This window comes from Bradyrhizobium oligotrophicum, from assembly GCF_051168495.1.
Lineage (GTDB): Bacteria > Pseudomonadota > Alphaproteobacteria > Rhizobiales > Xanthobacteraceae > Bradyrhizobium > Bradyrhizobium oligotrophicum_A.
Genome location: NZ_JBNPVB010000013.1, coordinates 54,651 through 77,900, shown reverse-complemented (window position 1 = coordinate 77,900; position 23,250 = coordinate 54,651). Strand labels below are relative to the sequence as shown.

17 protein-coding genes are annotated in these 23,250 nt (G+C 64.9%); 5 read left to right on the top strand and 12 right to left on the bottom strand.

From position 1 onward, the window contains the following. Nucleotides 1–39 precede the first annotated feature (39 nt). Both metC and ACQR1B_RS23300 read right to left on the bottom strand, forming a co-directional pair. Nucleotides 40–1,206, bottom strand: coding sequence for a cystathionine beta-lyase (gene metC / locus ACQR1B_RS23305; protein WP_434833904.1), 1,167 nt, complete (start codon nucleotides 1,204–1,206; stop codon nucleotides 40–42). Between the two features lie 113 nt (nucleotides 1,207–1,319). Continuing rightward, a complete protein-coding gene (locus tag ACQR1B_RS23300) occupies nucleotides 1,320–2,468 on the bottom strand; it encodes a pyridoxal phosphate-dependent aminotransferase (protein WP_434833903.1) in 1,149 nt (382 codons plus the stop codon). Nucleotides 2,469–2,578: 110 nt separating this feature from the next. Between ACQR1B_RS23300 and ACQR1B_RS23295 the strand changes: the two genes are divergently transcribed. After that, complete coding sequence (locus tag ACQR1B_RS23295) at nucleotides 2,579–4,015, top strand: PLP-dependent aminotransferase family protein (RefSeq protein WP_434833902.1); 1,437 nt, start codon at nucleotides 2,579–2,581, stop codon at nucleotides 4,013–4,015. A gap of 124 nt (nucleotides 4,016–4,139) precedes the next feature. On the opposite strand, the gene ACQR1B_RS23290 is transcribed toward ACQR1B_RS23295, so the two are convergent. Both ACQR1B_RS23290 and ACQR1B_RS23285 read right to left on the bottom strand, forming a co-directional pair. Continuing rightward, complete coding sequence (locus tag ACQR1B_RS23290; RefSeq protein WP_434833901.1) at nucleotides 4,140–5,198, bottom strand: hypothetical protein; 1,059 nt, start codon at nucleotides 5,196–5,198, stop codon at nucleotides 4,140–4,142. Between the two features lie 60 nt (nucleotides 5,199–5,258). Further along, nucleotides 5,259–5,744 (bottom strand): hypothetical protein, encoded by a 486-nt coding sequence (locus tag ACQR1B_RS23285; protein ID WP_434833900.1) that lies wholly within the window; start codon nucleotides 5,742–5,744, stop codon nucleotides 5,259–5,261. Nucleotides 5,745–5,837: 93 nt separating this feature from the next. On the opposite strand from ACQR1B_RS23285, the gene ACQR1B_RS23280 reads away from it, so the two are divergent. After that, nucleotides 5,838–6,902: an IS630 family transposase gene (locus ACQR1B_RS23280; RefSeq protein ID WP_434833899.1), complete on the top strand. Its 1,065-nt coding sequence runs from the start codon at nucleotides 5,838–5,840 to the stop codon at nucleotides 6,900–6,902. Between the two features lie 9 nt (nucleotides 6,903–6,911). Here ACQR1B_RS23280 and ACQR1B_RS23275 read toward each other — a convergent pair whose 3' ends face one another. Next, a complete protein-coding gene (locus tag ACQR1B_RS23275; RefSeq protein ID WP_434833898.1) occupies nucleotides 6,912–7,235 on the bottom strand; it encodes a hypothetical protein in 324 nt (107 codons plus the stop codon). 881 nt (nucleotides 7,236–8,116) lie between these two features. Continuing rightward, nucleotides 8,117–9,355 (bottom strand): LysM peptidoglycan-binding domain-containing protein, encoded by a 1,239-nt coding sequence (locus ACQR1B_RS23270; RefSeq protein WP_434833897.1) that lies wholly within the window; start codon nucleotides 9,353–9,355, stop codon nucleotides 8,117–8,119. A 1,190-nt stretch (nucleotides 9,356–10,545) separates the two neighbouring features. Between ACQR1B_RS23270 and ACQR1B_RS23265 the strand changes: the two genes are divergently transcribed. After that, nucleotides 10,546–12,696 (top strand): methyl-accepting chemotaxis protein, encoded by a 2,151-nt coding sequence (locus tag ACQR1B_RS23265; RefSeq protein ID WP_434833896.1) that lies wholly within the window; start codon nucleotides 10,546–10,548, stop codon nucleotides 12,694–12,696. An 11-nt stretch (nucleotides 12,697–12,707) separates the two neighbouring features. On the opposite strand, the gene ACQR1B_RS23260 is transcribed toward ACQR1B_RS23265, so the two are convergent. Then, nucleotides 12,708–13,211: a DUF3124 domain-containing protein gene (locus ACQR1B_RS23260; protein WP_434833895.1), complete on the bottom strand. Its 504-nt coding sequence runs from the start codon at nucleotides 13,209–13,211 to the stop codon at nucleotides 12,708–12,710. 76 nt (nucleotides 13,212–13,287) lie between these two features. On the opposite strand from ACQR1B_RS23260, the gene ACQR1B_RS23255 reads away from it, so the two are divergent. Beyond that, the gene (locus ACQR1B_RS23255; RefSeq protein WP_434834054.1) at nucleotides 13,288–15,015 is read left to right on the top strand and encodes a cation:proton antiporter; all 1,728 of its coding nucleotides are present in this window, start codon (nucleotides 13,288–13,290) and stop codon (nucleotides 15,013–15,015) included. Nucleotides 15,016–15,073: 58 nt separating this feature from the next. Further along, a complete protein-coding gene (gene upp / locus ACQR1B_RS23250) occupies nucleotides 15,074–15,709 on the top strand; it encodes a uracil phosphoribosyltransferase (protein WP_434833894.1) in 636 nt (211 codons plus the stop codon). Between the two features lie 9 nt (nucleotides 15,710–15,718). Here upp and ACQR1B_RS23245 read toward each other — a convergent pair whose 3' ends face one another. The 5 genes from ACQR1B_RS23245 to ACQR1B_RS23225 all read right to left on the bottom strand — a co-directional run bounded on the left by ACQR1B_RS23245 (nucleotide 15,719) and on the right by ACQR1B_RS23225 (nucleotide 22,925). Further along, nucleotides 15,719–16,639 carry a DMT family transporter gene (locus ACQR1B_RS23245; RefSeq protein WP_434833893.1) on the bottom strand — a complete coding sequence of 307 codons (921 nt, stop codon included), beginning with the start codon at nucleotides 16,637–16,639 and terminating at the stop codon, nucleotides 15,719–15,721. An 86-nt stretch (nucleotides 16,640–16,725) separates the two neighbouring features. Beyond that, the gene (locus tag ACQR1B_RS23240; protein WP_434833892.1) at nucleotides 16,726–17,607 is read right to left on the bottom strand and encodes an NAD(P)-dependent oxidoreductase; all 882 of its coding nucleotides are present in this window, start codon (nucleotides 17,605–17,607) and stop codon (nucleotides 16,726–16,728) included. Nucleotides 17,608–17,609: 2 nt separating this feature from the next. Next, nucleotides 17,610–18,744 (bottom strand): peptide chain release factor 2 gene (gene prfB, locus ACQR1B_RS23235; protein WP_434833891.1). Its coding sequence is split into 2 segments (ribosomal slippage): nucleotides 17,610–18,674 and nucleotides 18,676–18,744, totalling 1,134 coding nucleotides; the frame shifts between segments, so codons are not numbered across the junction. Nucleotides 18,745–18,868: 124 nt separating this feature from the next. Then, nucleotides 18,869–21,376 carry a penicillin-binding protein 1A gene (locus tag ACQR1B_RS23230; protein WP_434833890.1) on the bottom strand — a complete coding sequence of 836 codons (2,508 nt, stop codon included), beginning with the start codon at nucleotides 21,374–21,376 and terminating at the stop codon, nucleotides 18,869–18,871. Nucleotides 21,377–21,608: 232 nt separating this feature from the next. Further along, on the bottom strand, nucleotides 21,609–22,925 hold the full coding sequence (locus tag ACQR1B_RS23225; protein ID WP_434834053.1) for an N-acetylmuramoyl-L-alanine amidase: 1,317 nt from the start codon (nucleotides 22,923–22,925) through the stop codon (nucleotides 21,609–21,611). Between the last annotated feature and the right edge of the window lie 325 nt (nucleotides 22,926–23,250).

Sequence of the window (23,250 nt, the reverse complement as noted above, 5' to 3'; positions counted from 1 at the left end):
GCGGTGCAAAGCTGCGGGCTCGTCACGTTCGGTCGATGCTTACGCAGCGACCAGCGCATCGAGAAAGCGCGACAGATCCTCCCAGAGTTCGCCGGGCTCTTCCAGGCCAATGCTGAGCCGCACCAATCCCTCCGCCGCATTCCACGGCCGGATCGTGCGGTCCGCCATGACGTCCATTGGCGCGATCAGGCTGTGGGTGCCGCCCCAGGAGGCGCCGATCGCGAACAGCCTGAGCTGCCCGAGCGCCGGAGTGATCCGCGCCGTGAACTCCGGCCTGATGACGAGGCTGAACACGGTGCTCGCGCCCTTGAAGTCGCGCACGAACAGCTCATGGCCCGGACAGGACGGCAGCGCCGGATGCAGCACGCGCGCGACCGCCGGCGCGGTCTGCAGCCGCTCCGCGAACTCCAATGCGACGCGGCCGGAATGCGCCATGCGCACGCCCATGGTCTCGAGGCCGCGCAGCGCCAGTGCCGCCTCGTCCGGCGAGACGCCGATGCCGAGCACGCCCAGCACCTCCTTGAGCGCCTTGCGCAAGGCCAGATCCTTGACCGTGATCGAGCCGAGCAGCAGGTCGGAATGGCCGCCGACATATTTGGTCAGCGCCTCCACCGCGAAGTCGACGCCATGCGCCAGCGGCTTGAACAGCAGCGGGCTGGCCCAGGTGTTGTCGCAACCGGTCAGCACGCCCCGTGCCCGCGCAGCACGCGCGATCGCCGGCACGTCCTGCACCTCCATCGTGCCCGAGCCCGGCGACTCCATCCAGATCAGCTTCGTGCTGGCATCGATGAGATCGGCGATGCCGGCGCCGATCAGGGGATCATAGACCTGAAACGCGATGCCCCGCGAGGCGAGATAGCCCGTGCACAGGCTGCGCACCGGCGGATAGACATGATCCGGGATCAGCACCTTGTTCCCGGGCTTGAGCACAGCGAGCATCGTGATCGCCACCGCGGCCTGCCCGGACGGCACCAGCACCGTGCGCTCGCCGCCATGCAGCGCCGTCAGCTGCGCCTCCAAGGTGCGCGTCGTCGGCGTGCCGTGCAGGCCGTAGGTATAGCCGTCGAGGCCGCGCGCGGCACGGCGTGCGAAATCTTGCGGATCGTCGTAGACGATGGTCGAGGCGCGATGGGTCGGAACAGCGAGCGACTTGAAGCCGTCATGGGACACTGCGGGATGCTGAACGCAGCGGGTGAGATCGTGCATGGGAACCTCGTGAAGGGACGCGACGCTCATCGTAGCGCAATCCGTCGACCGCGAAAGGCCGCACGCACAGAAGACCTCCAGAGCGCCGACAGCAGCGGTTCAGCCGGGACGGATCACTGCCCTGCCCCCGCGATCGCCTTCAGCGTCTCCGATACCCGCTGCAGCGCCTCGTCGAGGTCCGGCAGCGCGAGCACGCCGAAGCCGAGACGGCACACGCGCGCCTCGTCGCCGAACCAGGGGCCCGGACCGAGGCGGGTCTCGCGCAGCGCGAGCTCATGATGGAAGCGCGCCACCCCGGCGTCGTCGAACACCTCGCGCCGGAGCCTGACGCAGCACAGCGCGCCGGCATCCGGCCTGATCCAGTCGATCATGCCGGCATGCGCCTCGACGAAGGCCGCGACGCGCTCAAGCCCCGCCGCGAGATGGCGGCGGCGTTCGCCCATGATGCGATCGAGATCGCGCAGGATGCGCAGCGCAATGGCCTCGTCGACGACCGAATTCGAGATCGTCGTGTTGAACTTGGCCAGTTCGAGCTGCGCGCGCAGCGCACTGTCCTGTGTGATCACCCAGCCGGTGCGGATTCCCGGCGCGCCATGGCATTTGGAGAACGACGCACAACTGACGACGCGGCGATCGCGCCCGACCAGGCTGGCACGCACCTGCGCGTCGCCATACACGGCCTCGCGGTAGGTCTCGTCGACGAGCAGGACCGCGTCGGGACAGATCCGATCCATCGTCGCGAGCACGTCACGCACCTCGCTGTCGGACAGCGCGACGCCGGACGGGTTCTGCGGAGACGCGAGGCTGACCAGCCGGGTGCGCGGGCTCAGCAATGAGCCGAGCCGGTCGACATCGAGACGATAGCCGTCCTCGAACCGCATCGGCAGTTCGACGAGGCTCATGCGCACCGCGTCGAGCACGTTGCGCGCATTCGGAAAGCACGGACGTCCGATCACCGCCTCGGCGCCCGGCTCGCTCAGGATGAAGGCCAACAGAAACAGCGCCTGCATGCTGCCGGCGGTCGTGATCACGTCGTCAGCGTCGACACCATGACGCGCGGCGATCAGCTCGCGCAACGCGACATGGCCCACGGTCGGACCGTAGGCCAGCGCGAGTTCGTCCAGCGCGTTGCCGAGGCCGTCCGCGAACAGCGTGCCCAGCCTGAGATCGGGACCGACACTCTCGGCAAGGTCGTAACGCACGTGCTGCGACGTCAAGCTCATGATGTCGTTGTGCGGGAAACGGCTGGGGACGTGGGGCATGGCAACTCCTCGACTGAGCTCGCCCACACGCTAACGCCGCCAGCGGCGCGAATGACAGATACAGACGAACTCAATTGTCACCAGAACAGATTTGCTGTTGGATGGGCTGTATGGACCAGCGCACGCCAGACCCGCCGCTCTACGAAACCCTGGCGGCGCAGATCGAGACTCTCATCGAGAGCGGCGTTCTCCGCGTCGGCATGCGCGCGCCGTCGGTGCGCGCCTTCGCCGCCCAGCATGGGGGCAGCCTGACGACGGCGCTGCAGGCCTATCGGCTGCTGGAGGATCGCGGCGCGCTCGAAGCCCGGCCGAAATCCGGCTTCTACGTCACGCCCCGGACGCACCAGGACCGCGCCTTGCCGGCGCCCTCGCAGCCGCCACAGCGCGCGACGCAGGTCTCGATTTCCAATCCGGTGTTCAGCGTGCTCGCCTATGCCAGCGACCCGTCCTACGCGCCGCTGGGCTGCACGATCCCGAGTACAAGCCTGCTGGCAGCCGAACGCCTCGACCGTCATCTCGCCCGCTGCGCCCGCGTCCATGGCCGCAACTACAACATCTACGCCGATCCGCATGGCGATGCCGAGCTGCGCGGCCAGATCTCCGCGCGCGCGTTGCGGCTCGGCCATGCGGTGCCGCCCGACGGCATCCTGATCACCAATGGCTGCACCGAGGCGCTGAACATCGCGCTCAGCGTCACCACAAGGCCCGGCGACACGGTCGCGATCGAATCCCCGACCTATTTCGGCCTGCTGCAGGTGCTGGAAGCCCGCGGCCTGCGCGCACTCGAACTGCCGACCGACCCGGCCAGCGGCGTCGACGTCACGGCGCTCGACAAGGCGCTCGGCGCCCGCCGCGTGGCCGCCTGCCTGCTCGCGTCGAGCTTCAACAATCCGCTGGGCACGCGCACCAGCGATGCGCGCAAGGCCGAGATCACAAGGGTGCTGACGCGCCACGGCGTGCCGCTGATCGAGGACGACATCTACGGCGACATCAGTTTTGGCGCGGACCGGCCGCGCCCATTCGCCGCGATCAGTCCCAAGGCCGACATCATCCTGTGCAGTTCGTTCTCGAAGACCATCGCGCCCGGCTACCGCATCGGCTGGCTCGCCGCCAACCGCCGTCACGATCAGATCCTCGCCGCAAAATTCGCGCTGTCGCTGAGCGGCGCGGCGCTGCCGCAGAAGGCGATGGCCGATTTCCTGACATCCGGCGGCTACGACGCCCACCTGCGGCGCATCCGACAAGCGTTCGCCGACAATGTCGACCGCATGCGCCGCACCGTCGACCGCAGTTTTCCCAAGGCGACACGGATGACCGACCCGAAGGGCGGCTTCGCGCTGTGGCTCGAACTGCCGCGCGGCTTCGACGCCGATGCGCTCTACGTCAGAGCCATCCGCGAACGCATCTGCTTCGTCCCCGGCAGCCTGTTCACCGCCAGTGGCGGCTATCGCAACTGCCTGCGCCTGAGCTGCAGCACCGAATGGAGCGCCCGGATCGAGCGGAGCGTGGAGCGGCTGGGGGAGATGGCGGAGGAGATGCTCGGGTAGTCCTCCTGGAGGGCGCCCGCGGGTCCATCGATTCCATCGTCGGCTTCTTACGACCGAGCTACCAACGTCGGCATTCAGCCCATTACGGACGTTGGTCAGTTGCTGAACCACCTGACGGGATATTTCATAGCGGAGCCTTCCCTGGCTTGGCCGCACGCAGCAGGTCTTCCCTGATGCCTTCAAGATAGCCATCGCGTTCATGGCTCAATGATGTCCACAACCGGTGAGCCTCACCCAAGCCGCTAGCGGACATGGCGGGTTTGTCCAGATTCTCGAACTGATCGAACTGGGCTGTTGGCATGAGGCTGTTGAGCCTGCCACTCGCAAGCAGGATTTCAGCTGATACCGCCTCGGTCGCGCGCGCCAGTTCACGGATCGCGTCTGTAATTTTGTTCGTGGTAACCATGAGGCCTGCTATGCCTTCCCGGCGTTGCGGCGTGCCTGCGTGGGCGAGATAGGCATGGCTCCACTTTGCGAGATCGTCAGCACCGCTTTGATCCAGCCAGCATTCTACGGTTTTGATGAGCGCTATTGGAAGACGATCCTCGCGGCTTCGCACGGTGGGATCGGTCCCTGACAGTCGGTCAAATTGCTCGTGCATCATCTGGGAGGTGCCGTACGCTTCGGGGCCGGTCGTCGGCAACCACATAGGACCGGGCCCCGCCTGCGCCATCATTGCCTTCGTTTGCGCGGCTTCGTAATCGAATGGCAGCCCGTCATGGCAAACATAGTTTTCGCGGGTGAATAGGTCGAAATTGCTGCGAACGTCCTTTACCAAGCGGCGCAAAGACATGACGCCAGAACCACTGTTATCCATCAGCCGACGAATGCCGAGAACCTGTGTCGCGACGTGTCCGTTGATAAGGGCTTCTGCGATCAGTGAGTTACTCAGACAGCTGTTTCCATTGTCGGTCGCAAGCTTAGCCATCGTGCGGAATGAAACATCCGTCCAAACCATCGCCGATATGGTTGTCCAAATTGCATGATGCTCGTCGTCATCGATCCATTCGATCCATGAGGCCCGCTTTGCTCGAAATGCTTCCAGCTTGGGCCGCCGTTCTGGTGGCACATTGCACTGCGCGATCGAATATTGGTATCCCATGGTCTTCACCTCTATTCTCGCCCGCTGCCATACGGTCGCGACGGCACGATCAGCCCATTGCGGACGCGGGCTTTCGGTCAAGGGCGGCTGTGCTCGGTCGGCTGGTGGTGCAGAACGCGGCAGCGACTCGCCGCAGCTGCATCAATGAAAGCACGCGCTAATTTGTTCGCGAGTGCGCTTTACGACGTAAGCTGCCAACTTGTTTCCCAAACCTCTAGCATAGCCTTCAAGAAGAACGTGCGTAGAGGTCTCTGACACTGCCTTAAGCGTAACGAAGACCAAGTATGATCCTCCCGCATACCCCAGAGCGGAATGGACCACGAGAACAGCGAATGTGGCAGTCGGAATATCAAAAACCGCTGGGTCTTTGAGTGTATAGCTCTCCTTAGTGAGCGCATTTTTGTTCTCACTATTGAAAACTTCCGAAATGATAGAGAGAGCAAGGTCACGGCCGGCCGAAACGAGGATTTGATCTGTTGCAGTCTCAAGCCGCACAAAATTCGAGAGTAGGAAAGCAGCTGCCTTATGACCGGGGCGCGCAAACATGGCGCCAATGGCCGAAAACCGCTTCATGGCGTTTTCTTCTGCTACTTCTTTTAGAAAACTATCGATCTTGTTCTTGTTCATGCGCGCAACCTCTCTCTTTTAGAGCTTGCTGTCAGTAATGAGCGCACCTAGTACCCACTTTCCTTGAGAAGTGAGTCATGATTCAACATCGGGATGATACCCGAAGCAAGAGAAGTCCGCCTGTCGCGGAAAGATCGCCTGGCACTCGAGGAACGTTGCCGCTCGCCGGTGACGCTGCAGCGCGGTTTGAGGCGGGCAAAGATCGTTCTCCTGGCAGCGGCCGGGTGCAGCACCCGATCGATCGCCAAGGAGGTTGGGGTCCAGCCGCGGATCGTCAGCCTTTGGCGGCATCGCTATGCGGATCATGGCCTTGCCGGTCTGCAAAGCAAGCCGCTGCCGGGCAAGCAGCCGACCTACACGACGGACACCGACAAGGGGATTTTGAAGTTGCTCGATAAGTCGCCGCCCGCCGGGTACGCGCGCTGGACTGGTCCCCTGCTGGCGCGGGAACTTGGCGATGTCGATGTACAATATGTCTGGCGGTTCTTGCGCAGCAGCAAGATTGATCTCGCTGCTCGCAAGTCCTGGTGCGAGAGTGACGATCCCCGGTTTGCGGCCAAAGCCGCCGATGTGGTCGGCCTCTACGTGGCTCCGCCAAAAAAGGCGATCGTTCTCTGCGTGGACGAAAAACCGTCGATCCAGGCCTTGGAACGAGCGCAAGGCTACCTGAAACTTCCCAACGGCAGATCCCTGACCGGGCAAAGCCACGACTACAAGCGCCACGGCACGACCACGCTGTTCGCAGCGCTGGAAGTCGCTACCGGGAAGGTCCTCGCGACGCATTCGAAACGACGTCGCCGGGTTGAGTTTCTCGAGTTCATGGATCGCGTGACCAAATCGTTCCCGAACCGCCAGCTTCACGTCGTCCTCGACAACCTCAGCACCCATACGAACAACGACGAATGGCTCAAGGCGCATCCCAACGTGAAATTCCATTTCACGCCCACTAGCGCGTCCTGGCTTAATCAGGTCGAGGTCTGGTTCTCGATCCTGCAAGGACAATCGTTAAGCGGCGCCTCATTCACAAGTCTCAAGCAACTTGAACAGCACATCGATGCCTATATCAAAGCCTACAACGACAGCGCCGAACCCTTCGTATGGACGAAGAAAAAGGTACGTCAGCGCCCCTTCAAGGGGCGCCGTATCACTTCCCTATGATTCCGGGTACTAGAGTTTACGGCGAAGGCTCTTAGCATCGTTGAGCCTGTCTTCATCTTCGTCGTCTAAACAATTTTGGAATGCCCCGCCCTGTGCAATCTCGGGCAGCTTGAGGCATTCTATGACGAAACGCGCGCAATAGCCCTCCGTCGCACGCCGTGTGGCTAAAACGCCAGCGATCGACAGGTCTAGACCTTGCTGTTTGTAGCGCTCTAAATTGGCTTGGTTGGACTCTTGCTTGGCCTTAGCGGCGCATTCGGTCACGGCTTTGTCGTTCGCAGTCTGCGCAGCGAGCGCCGTGTTTGACGTGCCGATCAACAGCGCGGTCGTCATGAGATGGCGCATTGCTCCTTTTATCAAGGCTGCTCCAACGTGCACCCAAAGCCCGACCAATAGGCCGCCTTAGTGCATCTGGTCCAGGTGTTGCAGTATGACGCGTTGTTCTCTGATCAACCGCTCATAGTGCGCCAAGAGCGACCGCTTGCCGTCCATTGGCGGGCCACTAACACCGTTTCCACGCCAATACATCGTGCCCGTAGAACGTATGTGCAGAGCGTTCGCGTACTTTTCCTCAAGGTCGCGCAATTCAGCTAGCCGCTTAGCACGGATATCTTCGATGGTAAGCATTTGAGTCTCCGTGTTCGTGCTTGACTATCGCACAACTCGGATGCGTCGAAAATACCCAGACACCCGCTCAGTCATGAGCACCCACTTACGCCCGTCATGGACTTTCGACAGCCCTTGGATGCACCGCAGAACACTCTTCGGCGAATGCTCGCATCTTATCTATATCAACCAAAGGGTTAGGTGTCGATGGCCGACATTTGCGTAACGTTTGGGCTTGAGTGGGGGCGCACCAAGTCATGGGATTTCTGGGCGTCGGGCCGGTAAGCCCAGGTCAGTCAAGGGTCAGGGGCAGCGCTGGCCAGCAAACTGATGGCACAGCCGATCTACCCTTCACGACGCAATCTGACCGCCCGGTCATGTCCGCAATTCGCCCTTAGGCGACATTCGCGGACTCAGACGAGCGGCGCATTGTTGGCCCGTCGCGAAATTTTGCGGCGATACAGATCTCGATTGCTCTGAGGTGCCGACATCGAGAGCCGTACAAAATCACGGCCGACACGACAAACACCGGCCCTCGTCCGAAGTGCATCTCGTCGAAGCCCGGACAGTCTCCCGAACGTCTTCCATCAACCCGCCGAAGCTACGACCTATCTCTTCGCCGGCAGCACGAACACCTGCCCCGGATAGATCAGATCCGGGCTGCGGATCTGCTCCCTGTTGGCCTTGTAGATCACGGCATAGCGCGTGCCGCCGCCGAGCAGGCGGCGGCTGATGTGCCACAGGCTGTCGCCGCGCGAGACGGTGATGGTCTTGGCGCCGGCGCGGACCGGCGGCGTGCCCATCTCCTTCAGGTCGGCGCCCGACGCCGACGCGATCTGCGTGCGCGGGGCGGCAGCACCGGTCCCTTGGCCTGTCCCCTGCCCGGCCGTTGCCGCGCCTGTCGCAATCGACGCCGTCGCCGCATCGTCGGGACCATTCAACGGCACCTCGGCGCGGGCCAGAACGGCGCCGGCCGCATCGACCTCATCGAGCCGCAGCCGGTCCTTGGCAGACCAGGCGATATCCTTGAGCGTCGCAGTGAGACGGCCATCGGCGGCGGCCATGGCCGAGCCGACGAGGCGGTCGTTGAGATAGATCCGCACCGCCGCGCCGGGCCGCGCACGGCCGCTGATCCGCAGCGTCCGGTTTGGCTCGATGTCGACCGCGTCAATGGCGACGGCCTGCGGCGACGACGCACCGGGCTTCGACAGCACGCGTGTCGGCTGGTCCGGCGCCAGCAAGGCGACGGTCGGCGGCCGCTTGCCGGCCTCGACCACGACGGCCACGCTCTGCTTCGAGGTCGCCTCGCGGCCATCCGGCTGCCGCGCCCGCAGGGTCAAGTCGGAGGCGCCGGCCGGCAGCTTGCGCGGGACCATGGCGAACTGTCCCGATGCATCGGCCACGACACGGTCATGCGGCTCGCCATTGCGCAGCAATTCGACCGTGGCGCCCGGCGCCGCCCGGCCCGCAACGACGGTCTCGCCCGAGGGATCGACGTTGACGACGTCGAACGACGGCCCGTCGCTGTCCGGAGCCGGCGGCGTGACCGGCGCCAGCAGCGCAGCCAGACTGCTGGCCTGCTGCTGCGCGCTCGCGAGCGCGCCCGCGGCCTGATTCGAATTGCCCGTGTCGGACGTCGCCTGCGCCGGCGCGGCCCCTGCCTGACTACCGCCAAGCGTTGCGCCCGGTCCGCCAGCGCCACTCGTGCCGGCCATCGGCTGTCCGCGCTTGAAAATCACCGCATCGAGATCGATGCCGGCGAAAAGGACGATCGACAGACCGACAAGCGCCAGCCCCGCCGACGCACCACCCGCCCAAAACAGTCGCTTGCCGCTCACGGTGGTCATGCGCAGTCTGTCCTTGGTCGTCGCGGGCCCGGAGGCGACGGCTCCGTCAGTACGATCGCAGGCCTTGGTGATATCACCCTGCCCGAGGAAACGCCATCACGCGGGGCAGCCGCCCGCCCGCGGTTACGCAAAGCGTTTTCGCGACGTGCCGTGCAGCCGCTCGCCACGGCTGTCGAACCTGCATTCCGCTGTCGTGAGCGGCTCTCTCGCGTCCTCGGCCCATGTCTGCACCTCGACTCCTCGCGGCGCTGCGGCACGACGCAATCCGACCAGAACTCAGCGCAACGGCTTGTGGGATTTCTTGGCCCATGCAGGGGTGGTGTAAGGTGTGACAGACTTGGCTGCGGGTCATCGGCCACGCTCCGCCCGAAGATGTGCCGTTGTCGGAGCGCGCGAGAGTGATTGGCATGATAGCTCACGCGGAACACCTTGCTGTCGTTTCCGACGTCCCCCACGACACAAGGGATGATCGCGAGCGCGATGTGTCGCATGGTCAATCTCCTGCTGCCTCCAAGGCGGTGGTGACGCTCCGGTGATCGAGCGCCCGCCAATCGCAGACCGCGCCGCCAAACTTTTCTCTTTCGCTTTTTCGGAATTCGTGTATGATCCGCGTCGTCCTGCCTCGCCAGAGGGGCGTACGCGTCGTCACGGACGTCGGGGTGGGATGCGGTGGACGTGGAGGCGCAGGTGGACGACCGGCGTCGACGCGGACGTCGAAGTCGCGTGGTCCTGGCGCCCCGACGCTGGCGCCAAGTTCGTGTCGATGACGTCGCACGAATGACGGGGGCAAGACAGCCCGGTCCCCGGGGAGATCGCGTATAAGACGTAACCCATCGCGCGGGGAATGCCGGGTCGATCGGCTGAACCTGTGGTGACTGCCGCCTGCTTTTCTTGTTGCAGGCGGGCCATGGGTGAGGCCTTCACCCGGCATTCCCTGCGCCCTCGCTGCGAGGGTGCGCTGCCGAAAAAGCCCGGGTGCGAAGGCGCACCGCGGGACGTGTTTCTGCATGTCGGCCCAAAAGCTTAGATGCCCCTTCGGCGACGATCTCTCGCGATCCCGCGATGCACAACACGTAGTCCTACGGTGCGCAGTTTTTACGCAACATTTAGCTAGTCCCGGCCCTCTAGGCGCAGGCTCGCGGCTCCGCATTCAACGCCCGCATGCAGCCTGAGAGAATTGGAGATCGCTCGTGCGCAAGAACCTGCCCGTTACGAACAACGAATACCCGATCACCGACGAGACGCTGATCGTCTCCCGCACCGACCTCAAGGGCAAGCTGACCTATTTCAATCAGCAGTTCGTCGACGCCGCAGGCTTCACGCCCGACGAACTCATGGGCCAGCCGCACAACATCATCCGCCATCCCGACATGCCGCCGGCGGCCTTCGCCAACCTCTGGGATACTTTGAAGGAGGGCAAGCCGTGGGCGGGCGCGGTCAAGAACCGCCGCAAGAACGGCGACTTCTACTGGGTTCTCGCAACCGCATCCGCGATCGTCGAGAACGGCCAGATCACCGGCTACACGTCGATCCGCACCAAGCTTCCGGCCGACCAGCGCGCCGAGGCCGAGAAGGTTTATGACCTGCTCAACCAGGGCAAGGCACAGGGCTATGCGATCAGCGCCGGCGTCATCCGCCGCCGCTCGGCGTTCGACAGGCTGTCGTTCTTCAACGGCACCGTGAAGGCGCGCCTGACCACGCTGGCCGCGGCGCTGAGCCTGTTCATCCTGATCATCGGCGCGGCGGGCCTGCTATCGACCCGCACCAGCAACATCGGCATGAGGTCGATGTACGAGGAACGCACGATTCCTCTCTCCCAACTGTTCGAGATCAACGACCGCAACCTGCAGAACATGTCGTCGCAACAGTCCGCGGCCGCAAACGGCAGGGCCGGAAAATCGATCGACGGCATCGGCCCCCTGATCGACGAGAACAGTGCCAGGATCACGAAGCTCTGGGCCGACTACATGGCGGGCGAGCTGACCCCGGCGGAGCGGAGCGTCGCCGATGCCTACGCGATCAAGCGCAAGACCTATCTCGAGGAGGGCATCAAGCCGGCGCTGGCCCTGCTTCAGCAGCACAAATATGACGAGGCCAGCCAGCATATCGCCAACAAGGGGCACGATCTGTTCGAGGCCGCGAAGCACGAACTCGACAAGCTCGTCGCCATCCAGGTCAAGGAAGCCAAGGCGCTCTATGAGGAAGCCGACAGCCGGTACCACGTCATGCTCGCACTCGTCTCGGCGCTGATGCTGGCCGGTCTCGGAATCGGCGCCCTGTTGAGCGTGCAGAGCATCCGCGCGGTGCTGCGGCCGATGAAGATCCTCAACGAGGCGATGAGCAACATCGTCCAGAACAAGCTCGACAACCGCATCCCGGTCGAGAGCGACGACGAGATCGGCGAGGCGCTGCGCAACCTGCAGACCGTGCAGTCCATCGTCCGCTTCAACAGCGAGGAGGTCAAGGCGGTGCAGCGCTCCGCCGAGGCCAAGCGCAAAGCCGAGATGGACAAGCTCGCCAACGAGTTCGAAGGCGCCATCGGCGGCATCGTGCAGACGGTCTCGACGGCCTCGTCGCAGCTCGAGACGTCCGCCGGCACGCTGTCGTCGACCGCGACCCGTTCCCAGGAACTGGCCACGACCGTCGCCGCGGCGTCCGAGCAGGCCTCGACGAACGTGCAATCGGTCGCCTCGGCCACCGAGGAGCTGACCTCGTCGGTGACCGAGATCAGCCGGCAGGTGCAGGAATCGGCGCGGATCGCCACCGGCGCCGTCGATCAGGCCCGCATCACCAATGACCGCGTCAACGAGCTGTCGAAGGCGGCGGCGCGGATCGGCGACGTGGTCGAGCTGATCAACACCATCGCCGGCCAGACCAATCTGCTCGCGCTCAACGCCACCATCGAGGCGGCGCGCGCCGGCGACGCCGGCCGCGGCTTTGCGGTGGTGGCCTCCGAGGTCAAGGCGCTGGCCGAGCAGACATCGAAGGCGACCGGCGAGATCGCCCAGCAGATCTCGGGCATCCAGGCGGCCACCCAGGAATCGGTGACGGCGATCAAGGACATCAGCACGACGATCGAACGCCTGTCGGAGATCTCCTCGACCATTGCGGCCGCCGTCGAGCAGCAGGGCGCGGCGACGCAGGAGATCTCGCGCAACATCCAGGAGGCCTCGCGCGGCACGTCCGAAGTCAACAGCACCATCGTCGACGTCCAGCGCGGCGCCACGCAGACCGGATCGGCGTCCGGCGGCGTGCTGTCGGCGGCGCAGTCGCTGTCGCACGAGAGCGACCGGCTGCGGCAGGAGGTCAACCGGTTCCTGAGCAACGTGCGGGTGGCCTGAACCGAGGCCGCCTACCGGCCGCCCGGCCTGATCGGGCGGCCCTGGCTGATGAAGGCGTAATGGCCGGCGCCGATGCCGCCGACCATCAGCGCCTCGACCACGGGCTCGGCGATCTCGCCGGTCGCCGCCCAGTCGATGACGAAATTGGCGCCGGTGCCGCCGCGAACGTCCTTGGTGGGCACGAAGATCTCGATCGTGGCGAACGGCTTCAGCGCCACCGGCTCGCGCAGATGGGCCTCCACCAGCGCGCCGGCCGTGTCGTAGTAGTTGATCCGCCGGATGATCAGCGGCCGCTGCTCGGAGGCGTTGTGAATGCTGAGCGTCACCGAGAAATCGGCCTGGATCCTGCCGGGCGTCATCGCGACGCTGGAATAGACCGGGACATAGACCGCGCCCGAGACCGTGGCGGCATCAGCCGGAACCGGCATCAGCGACGCCGCGAAGGTCGTGGTGAGGCCGTCGGCGGCGAGCGCTCCGTCCGCGGCACCACCGCCCGCGAGCAGCAGCGCGAGCATCGCGGCCCAGATGCGACAGATTCCGGGTTTCCTTGCGCGGCGGCGCGACATAAGTTGCCGCCCCGGGGGTTGCTTCATGCATGAACTGATCGGCGATATCACGCTCTGCATCCTGTTTGCGTGGGTGCTTGGACTTGCGGCGCACAGATGGCGCCAGCCCTCGATTCTCGCATATCTGGTCGCGGGCTTCGCCATTGGCCCGTTCGGCACCGGCTGGGTCAAGTCCCAGGAATCGATCTCGGTGATTTCGGAACTCGGCCTGATCTTCATGCTGTTCATGATCGGGCTCGAGATCGACCTGAAGAAGATCATCCGCGCCGGCCCGGTGATCCTCATCGCCGGCGGCGTCCAGCTGCTCGGGGGTGCTGCGCTCGGCATCCTGTTTTTCGTCGCGATCGGCATGCGGATGGGCGCCGAGAGCTACGACGCGCTCTATCTCTGCGTCGCCTGCGCGCTGTCATCGACCGTCATCATCGTCAAGGTGCTGTACGAAAAGCGCGAGCTCGACACCCTGCCCGGCCGGATCACCCTCGGCGTTCTCGTGCTGCAGGACGTGTTCGCGATCCTGTTCCTGGCGGTGCAGCCGAGCCTCGACGACCTCCATGTCAGCGTGATCGTGCTGTCGTTCGCCCGTGCCGGCGCGCTGGTGGCGATCGCCCTCCTCCTCAGCCGCTACGTGCTGCCGCCGGTCTTCCACCGCATCGCGCGCACGCCGGAGCTGATTCTGCTGGGCGCGCTGGCCTGGTGTTTCCTGATCGGCGAGATCGCAGAAAGGCTGCATCTGTCGCGCGAGATGGGCTCGCTGGTCGCCGGCGTCTCGCTGTCGACCTTCCCCTACGCGCTCGACGTCACCGCCAAGGTCACGACCTTGCGCGATTTCTTCATCACCCTGTTCTTCGTCGCGCTCGGCATGACCATCCCGATTCCGACGACGTCGGTGGTCGGGCTGGCGCTGGTGATCGCGCTGTTCACGGTGGCGAGTCGCCTCGTCACCACCTTCACCCCGCTCTACATGATGCGGCAGGGCCTGCGCGCGAGCCTCCTGCCCGCGCTCAATCTCGCCCAGATCAGCGAGTTCTCACTGGTGGTGATCCAGACCGGCGCCGCCGCCGGTCATCTCAAGGCGGGCACGTCGAGCGCGGCCTCGTTCGCCTTCGTGCTGCTCGCGGTGCTCTCGACCTTCGTCATCGTGCGCTCCGATCCGATCGCGCGCCGGGCCATCCCGCTGCTCAAGCGCGTGGGCTTGCGTGACCTCGATGACGCCAAGGACGGCGAGGCGGGCCACGAAGGCGGCCACGGCGCCGCACGGCCGATCGTGCTGCTCGGATTCTTCCGCACGGCAAGCGCCCTGCTCAGCGAGATCGAGCGCAACCAGCCGGCGCTGCTGGAGCAGATCGGCGTGGTCGATTTCAACCCCGTCGTGTTTCGCACCTTGTCCGATCGCGGCATCCAGGTGACCTATGGCGACATCAGCAACGTCGACACGCTGGTCCATGCCGGGGTCGGCCAGGCCGAGCTGATCATCCTGAGCATCCCGGATTCACTGCTCAAGGGCGCCAACAACGAGAAGCTGGTGCGGCACGTCCGCAGCATCAACGCCACGGCCAAGATCGTAGCCACCGCCGACCTGCTCGCCGACGTCAACGACCTCTACGACGCCGGCGCGGACTATGTGACGGTGCCACGGCTCAGCGATGCGCAGGTGCTGCTGAACCTGATCCAGGACGCCAGCGCCGGGCTGCTGTCAGAGCGCCGGAACCAGGCCGAGGCCATGCTCGCCGACCGCCGCGAGGTGCTACCGTGACGCACGCGCTTCCGCGACCCATCTGGAACGAAACCTCCAAGTCGGCTAGACCAGGGCCATGACAAGCAGCCGCGTTCACGTCGTCGATCATCCGCTGGTCCAGCACAAGCTCACCCTGATGCGCGAGCGCGACCGCTCGACCAAGGGGTTTCGCGAGCTGTTAAACGAGATCGGCATGCTGCTGGCCTACGAGGTCACGCGCGACCTGCCGATCGAATTGGTCGACATCGAAACCCCGATCGCGCCGATGAAGGCACCGAAGATCGCTGGCAAGAAGCTGACCTTGGCGCCGATCCTGCGCGCCGGGGTCGGCTTTCTCGACGGCATGCTGGCCTTGATGCCGTCGGCCCGCATCGCCCATATCGGCCTGTACCGCGATCCCACCACGCTCCAGGCCGTCGAGTACTACTTCAAGGCGCCGCAGGACCTGACCGACCGCACCGTGATCCTGATGGATCCGATGCTGGCAACCGGCAATTCGGCCTGCGCCGCGGCCGAGCTGCTGAAGGCGCGCGGCGCCCGCGACATCCGCTTCGTCTGCCTGCTGGCGGCGCCGGAAGGCATCGCGCAGTTCGAGAAGGAGCATCCGGACATTCCGATCTGGACCGCGGCGATCGACGAGAGGCTCAACGACCACGCCTACATCGTGCCCGGCCTCGGCGACGCCGGCGACCGGATGTTCGGCACGAAGTGATCGCGATGGTCAGGAGGTTCGCGGAGACAGACGCAGCAGATTGAAGACGCGCCCATCGATCACCAGCAGCGCACTCCCGATCACGAGCGCGCCGCCGATCTCCCGCAACGAGACGCTTTCGCCGAGCACGAGCGAGCCGAGCACGATCGTCGTCAACGGGATCAGCAACGTCACCAGCGTCACGTTGGTCGCGCCGGATCGGCGCAACACCTGAAAGAAGACGATGTAGGCGAAGGCCGTCGAGAGCGCCGCAAGACCGATGACAGCAAGCCACGTCTGCAATCCGGGGACCGGCAGACGCCAGGGCTGCTCGATGGCGCAGGCGATGACGAGCATCATCACGCTCGACGCCGACAGTTGGAACGTGGCGGTCGCCAGTGGTGGCGAATGGGCGAGATGACGGCGCACCAGCAGCGCCGCAATGCCATAGCTCAGCGACGCACCGAGGCCGAACAGGAGGCCGGTGCCGCCTCCGAAGCCGTCGAGCCCCGGCCCGCCCCGCAGCATCACGACCCCGATCAGGCCGACGATCAGACCGGCGACCCGCCGTGCGGACAGCCTCTCCTCTCCCGCCGCAGCCATCACCACGATCGTGAACAACGGTGTGGTGGCATTGAGGACGGCGGCGAGACCGGAGGTGATGAAGGTCTGACCGATCACGATCAGACAGAACGGCACGACATTGTTGAACAGCGCGACAGCAAAGAACGGAGCCCAACCGGCCATTCCCTTGGGAAAGCCGAGCCCGCGCAGGCGCAGGATGGGCAGCAGAATCGCGGCAGCCAACACGATGCGCAGCAGCACGAGCGTCAGCGGCGGCAGGTCCTTCAGAGCCAGGCCGTTGAAAATGAACGACCCGCTCCACAACAGCGACAGCAGGCCGAGCAGCCACCAATCCTGTGCATCCAGCTGGTCCTTCGGGGACGTCATCACTGCAAATTGCCCTTAGATCGCGGGCACCATGACCACGGAGCGACGCGCCATCCACCCGCTTTCCGTTGGCCCGGGCGCGAGCGTCAGGGCGCGACTTTCGGCCGTGAGACCAGCTCGATCATGCGGCCTTCGTCCTCGTCCGGCAGCGCCGCCTTGGCGCGGGCATAGGCATCGACGGCGGCCTGGGCCATCACGGGACGCTCGCCGAGCAACTCTTCGGCGAGGCGCAAGGCGTAGGCCGCATCCTTGTGGCGGAGCGCTGCGGTGAAGCTTGCATCGGCAAAGTCGCGCGCGATCATGCGCGGCGCGTGCCTCAGCACCTGCGGGCTCGCCGCGACGCCGCTCTGGATCGCCTCCAGCACGAGGTTCATGTCGAGCCCGGCCTGCTCTGCGATCGCCAATCCCTCGGCGAGACCCGCGATCTGCATCGCGCCGAGCAGGTTGTTGATCAGCTTGTAGACGGTGCCGGTACCGACCGGACCGAAATGACGGATGGTGGAGCCGATCGGGGTCAGATAGGGCCGCGCGCGGTCGAGATCGGCGGCGTCGGCGCCGACCAGCAAGGTCAGCTTGCCGCTGCTGGCAGCGTCCGGCAGCCCGGTCACAGGGCAATCGAGATAGGTGACGCCGCGCGCATTCAGTTCGCGCGACAGCCGCAACGCATGATCGTGCGAGACGGTCGAGCACTCGATCGCGATCGTGCCGACACGCATTGTCGCGGCAGCCCCATCCGGGCCGAGCCACACCGCGCGCGAGGCGTCGTCATCGGCAACCATGGTGACGACCGCATCGGCATCGATGGCGGCGTCGGCCGGCGAGGTCGACCAGCGCGCACCACGCGCGATCAGGTCCTCAGCCTTGCTGCGGCTGCGATTCCAGACGGCGACGGAATGACTGGCGTCGAGATAGCGGCCGGCCATGCCATGGCCCATGCGCCCGAGCCCGATGAAGGCAACGCGGGCCACGCTCAATCCACGTCATCGATTGCGGCACCCGGCGTCGTCCCGAACGCGCGCTGCGCCAGGGTGGCGGCCATGAACTCGTCGAGGTCGCCGTCGAGCACGCCGGACGTGTCGGAGGTCTGCACGCCCGTGCGCAGGTCCTTCACCATCTGATAGGGCTGCAGCACATAAGAGCGGATCTGGTGACCCCAGCCGATCTCGGTCTTGGCCGCCTGGTCAGCCGCCGCCTTCTCCTCGCGCTTCTTCAGTTCGATCTCGTAGAGGCGCGCGCGCAGCATGTCCCACGCCTGGGCGCGGTTCTTATGCTGCGACCGGCCGGCCTGGCAGACCACCGCGACGCCGGTCGGGATATGCGTCAGCCGCACCGCGGATTCGGTCTTGTTGACGTGCTGGCCGCCGGCGCCGCCGGACCGCATCGTGTCGGTGCGGACGTCGGATTCCTTGATATCGATCTTGATGCTGTCGTCGACGACCGGGAAGATCTGCACCGACGAGAACGAGGTGTGCCGCCGCGCGTTCGAATCGAATGGCGAAATGCGTACCAGGCGATGAACGCCGGCTTCCGTCTTCAGCCAGCCATAGGCGTTGTGGCCGGAGATCTGGATGGTCGCCGACTTGATGCCCGCTTCTTCGCCCTGGGTCTCTTCGAGATATTCGATCTTGAAGCCGTGGTTCTCCGCCCAGCGCGTGTACATGCGCAGCAGCATCTGCGCCCAGTCCTGGCTCTCGGTGCCGCCGGCGCCAGCATGAACCTCGAGATAGGTGTCGAACTTGTCGGCCTCGCCCGACAGCAGCGCTTCGAGTTCGCGGCGCGCGACGTCCTTCTTCAGGGCCTTGAGGGCGTTCTCGGCCTCGGTCACGACACCGGCATCATTCTCGGCCTCGCCGAGTTCGATCATTTCGATGTTGTCGTTGAGCTCGCGCTCGACCTTGCCGATGCCGGTCAGCGAATCCTCCAGCGAGGTCCGCTCCTGCATCAGCCGCTGGGCTTTCTGGGGATCGTTCCAGAGGTTGGGATCTTCGGCGAGCTTGTTCAGCTCCGCCAGCCTTGCCGTCGATGCATCGACGTCAAAGATGCCTCCTCAGCAGCCCGACAGACTGCTTGATCTCTTCTACGATTTTTTCGATTTCGGCGCGCATGTCGCTCTCTTCGGGCTGCGGCCGAACTGCCGCAGCATCAGGTCTGGCAGGGATGTAACGGCGCGCGGTGCAAAGCGCAATCGCCCTGCCCCGCGCCGGCGCGAGTTTCGCCGGTCAATCCCGCCTAATAGAGGCTGCCCGTGCCCGGACGAATGATGAAACTGCCGGCATCAGGCTGGCCGCCGCTCTGCGACGGCATCATACGTCCATCGGCGTCGGCGACGCCGATGACCGAATAGTTGTCCGGCGGCGCCGTGCCTGGCTTGAAGGCTTCCATGATCGTACGGCCGCCGTCGCCGGGGCTCGCGCGCATGCCGGTCTTGGCGTCGACGCGGACCAGCTTGATGCCGGCCGGGATCTTGAACGGCGTCGCCGGCTTGTCGGCCAGTGCGAGCTTCATGAAGTCCTTGGCAATCGGCGCAGCCAGATGACCGCCCGTCGCGGCATTGCCCTTGCCGAGCGGACGCGGCTTGTCGTAGCCCATGTAGATCGCCACCGCGAGGTCCGGCGAGAAGCCGACGAACCAGGCGTCCTTGGCCTCGTTGGTGGTGCCGGTCTTGCCTGCGATCGGCTTGCCCACCTCCTTGAGGACGGTCGCCGTGCCGGCCTGCACCACGCCCTCGAGCATCGAGGTGATCTGGTAAGCCGTCATCGAATCCAGCACCTGCTCCCGGCGGTCGACCAGTTGCGGTTCATTCTGGTTCTTCCAGCCGTCCGGCGCGTCGCAGCCGCGGCATTCGCGGGCATCATGCTTGAAGATCGTATGGCCGTAGCGATCCTGGATCCGGTCGATCAGCGTCGGCTTCACCCGGCGGCCGCCATTGGCCATCATCGAATAGGCCGTGACCATGCGCATGGCCGTCGTTTCGCCCGCGCCGAGCGCGTAGGAGAGATAATTCGGCAGCTCGTCATAGACGCCGAACCGCTTGGCGTATTCCGAGATCAAGGGCATGCCGACGTCCTGCGCCAGCCGCACGGTCACGGTGTTCAGCGACAGCCGAAGCGCGTTGCGCAAGGTCGTGGGCCCGAGATATTTGCCGTTGGAGAAATTGTCTGGGCGCCAGACCTGACCGCCCTGCCCCTGGTCGATCTCGATCGGGGCATCGACGACCTGGGTCGACGGCGTGTAGCCGTTGTCGAGCGCCGACGAATAGACGATCGGCTTGAATGACGATCCCGGCTGCCGGTAGGCCTGCGTGGCCCGGTTGAACTGGCTCTGATCGAACGAGAAGCCGCCCACCATGGCGAGCACGCGCCCGGTGTTCGGGTCCATGGCGACCATGGCCCCCGACACTTCAGGCAGCTGCTCGAGGCGATACTGGCCTTCGACCGGATTGCCTTCCTTGAACAGCGGATCGGCATAGATCACATCGCCCGGCTGCAGAACCTGGGCGACCGACGTCGGCACCTTGCCGCGGCCATTGCCGGTCGCGGCCCGCGCCCATCTGACGCCGTCGAGCGTGATCAGACCTGTCTGGCGTTCCTTGCTGACCGCGCCGCCGAGTTCGCGCGACGGCTGAAAGCCGATGCGGGCGGACTGGTCGCTGGTCTCCAGCACCACGGCCATCCGCCACGGCGAAATGTCGGAGAGCGATTTGACCTCGGCAAGCTTGAATCCCCAGTCGCCGGAAATGTCGAGCTTGGACACGGGCCCGCGATAGCCCTGCTCCTGGTCATACCTCACGAGGCCCGCGACCATGGCCTTGCGGGCCATCACCTGGACCTTCGGGTCGAGCGTCGTGCGGACCGAGAGCCCGCCCTCGTAGAGCTTCTTCTCGCCGTAACGCTCGAAGATGTCGCGCCGCACTTCCTCGGCAAAGTATTCGCCGGCGAAAATGTGGGCACCGGTGTTGCGGCTCGCGATCGTCAGGGGATCCTTGCGCGCCTTGTCGGCGTCGGCCTGCTTGATCCAGCCGTTCTCCAGCAGGCGGTCGACCACGTAGTTGCGGCGCTCGATGGCGCGGTCGCGGTTGCGGATCGGATGCAGGCTGCCCGGCATTTTCGGCAGCGCCGCCAGATACGACGCCTCCGCAACGGTGAGTTCGTTCACCGACTTGTCGAAATAGACCAGCGAAGCCGCGGCGATGCCGTAGGCGCCGGACCCGAGATAGATCTCATTCAGATACAGCTCGAGAATCTTGTCCTTCGAATAGGTGCGCTCGATGCGCATCGCCAGCAGTGCTTCCTTGATCTTGCGGGCGAACGACACCTCGTTGGTCAGAAGGAAGTTCTTGGCGACCTGCTGCGTGATCGTGGAGGCGCCCTGCGGACGACGATTCGAGCCGAAGTTCTGGGCATAGACCACCGCGGCGCGCGCCATGCCGGTGAAATCGATGCCGCCATGCTCATAGAAGTTCTTGTCCTCGGCGGCGAGGAAGGCGTTGATGACGAGCTTGGGAACCGCCTGGATCGGCAGATAGAGCCTGCGCTCTCTGGCGTATTCCCCCACCAGCGAGCCATCGGCCGCGTGCACGCGCGTCATCACCGGCGGTTCGTAATCCTGCAGCTGAGAATAGTCGGGCAGGTCCTTGGAGAAATGCCAGATCAGGCCGGCCGCCGCCGCCACACCGACCAGGAAGACAACGGTACCGGCGGCGAACAGGAAGCCCAAAAACCGCACCAGAAAGCGCATCGGCGAATATCCGTTCCAACTCTTGTTCGTCTCTCGGCCTGGACGCGGCGCACCCGAGGGACGCTTCCGCCCAAATCACGCGGTCGGCTGCAATGCCGCGTAACCCATGCCGGAGAACCCGCATGGTCAAACCTATCAGCGGTCAAGCCTACCACAAGTCTGCAGAGAGGGAATCTCTCACCTGATTCCGGGTGCCTCGCAGCACGTTTATACGGATGTTGCTGTGGCCAAACTAGGGCTTTGCACGTGCCGCGGCGGGCTTGTCTGCCCGCTCAGCGCCCGCATTGGCAACGCGCTTGGCCAGGAACACGTCGATCGACCGGGCCATCGCGTCGGCCGTACGCGACCGCCACGCCTCGGAAACCAGGTTCCCCATGTCGCCCTTGTTCGAGACGTAACCGAGTTCCACCAGCACGGACGGCACGTCGGGGGCCTTCAGCACCCGGAAGCCCGCGGATTTCAGCGGCCGCTTGTGCATGTGCACGGCGGTCTTCATGTCGTTCATCAGCAGGCGGGCAAACCGGTTGGAAAACGTGCGGGTTTCTCTCCTGGCCAGATCGAACAGGATGTCAGCGACGTCCGCCGGTTCCTCGGTCAGGTTGACGCCGCCGATCTGGTCGGCGCGGTTCTCGGCCTCGGCCAGGCGCTCCGCCTCGACGTCCGACGCCTTGTCCGCCAGCGTGTAGATCGTGGCGCCCTGCGCGGTTCCCTCCCCCCGCGGCAGCGCGTCGGCATGGATGGACACGAACAGGGCCGCAGACTGCTTCTGGGCGATTCGCACGCGGTCGCCGAGCGGAATGAACGTGTCGTCGTCGCGGGTCATGACCACGCGGTATTTGCCGGACCGTTCGAGCCGGTCGCGCAGCGCCTGACCGAAGGCGAGCACCAGATTCTTCTCCGGGACTTCGCCGCCCTGGGTGCCGTAGTCGATCCCGCCATGACCGGGATCGATCACCACGACGGGCCGGCTGTCGGGCGCCCCGCCGGACGGCGGGACGGCCACCGCGACCGTGGTCGGCGGCGGTCTGACCGCGGGTGGCACGACGCCACCCGGAGCGGCCGGCGACGCCGTCGAATCGGCCTGCCCCGATGGCGTTCGGCCATCGGTCCCGATGGAGCGGGCGAAAGTGGCCTCGTCGACCTCCTCGAGTTCCAGGACCATCCGTGTCGGCTGGCCATTGGCGGCGTCGAGAACCGTGGAGTTGGCGATTCGGGCGGGACCTGTGAGATCGAAAACGATGCGCGACCCGCCCGGCATCACCAGCCCGTAGCGAAATGCCTTCACCAGTCCACGACCGCCGCTGCCGGCCCCCGTCGGCAAATGAAAGCTGACCTGGGGGAGATCGACGACCACGCGATAGGGGTCACCGAGCAGGAACGCCCGAAAGGGCACCGTCCTGTCCAGATCGAGCACGAATCGGGTCTGTCGGGAATCACCGGCAAGGCGCGCATCCGTGGCGATGGGAAATGCCGGACCGACCGCGGCAGGCGGGACCTGGCCGGCCGGCCCGCTCTGGGCCAGCGCCGGCGCCAACGTCGTGCATAACATTTGCGTGACGCACAGCGCCGCACATCTCAGCAAAGAAAGGTAATATGCCCGGCCAGCTGCCAATTCCGTGCCTCCGCGGGACCGTCTTACCGCAACCAATCCCAGGGGTTAATCGCCTAATTTTGTCATTTTCGTTAAAGGCCACCGATTGTTGCGGTTCCGCGACGCTTCCCTTGCACCGCCTGACCATTCCTCGTATGTACGAAGGGCTGAAGGCTATTCCTTACTGCCGGTTGTGTCGCGTTCAACCTCCCGGTGAAACGCCGGAAGCTTCGTGATCGGGTTCTCATTCTCGGGTTCCTCGATCGTTGCGGAGATTCCTGCG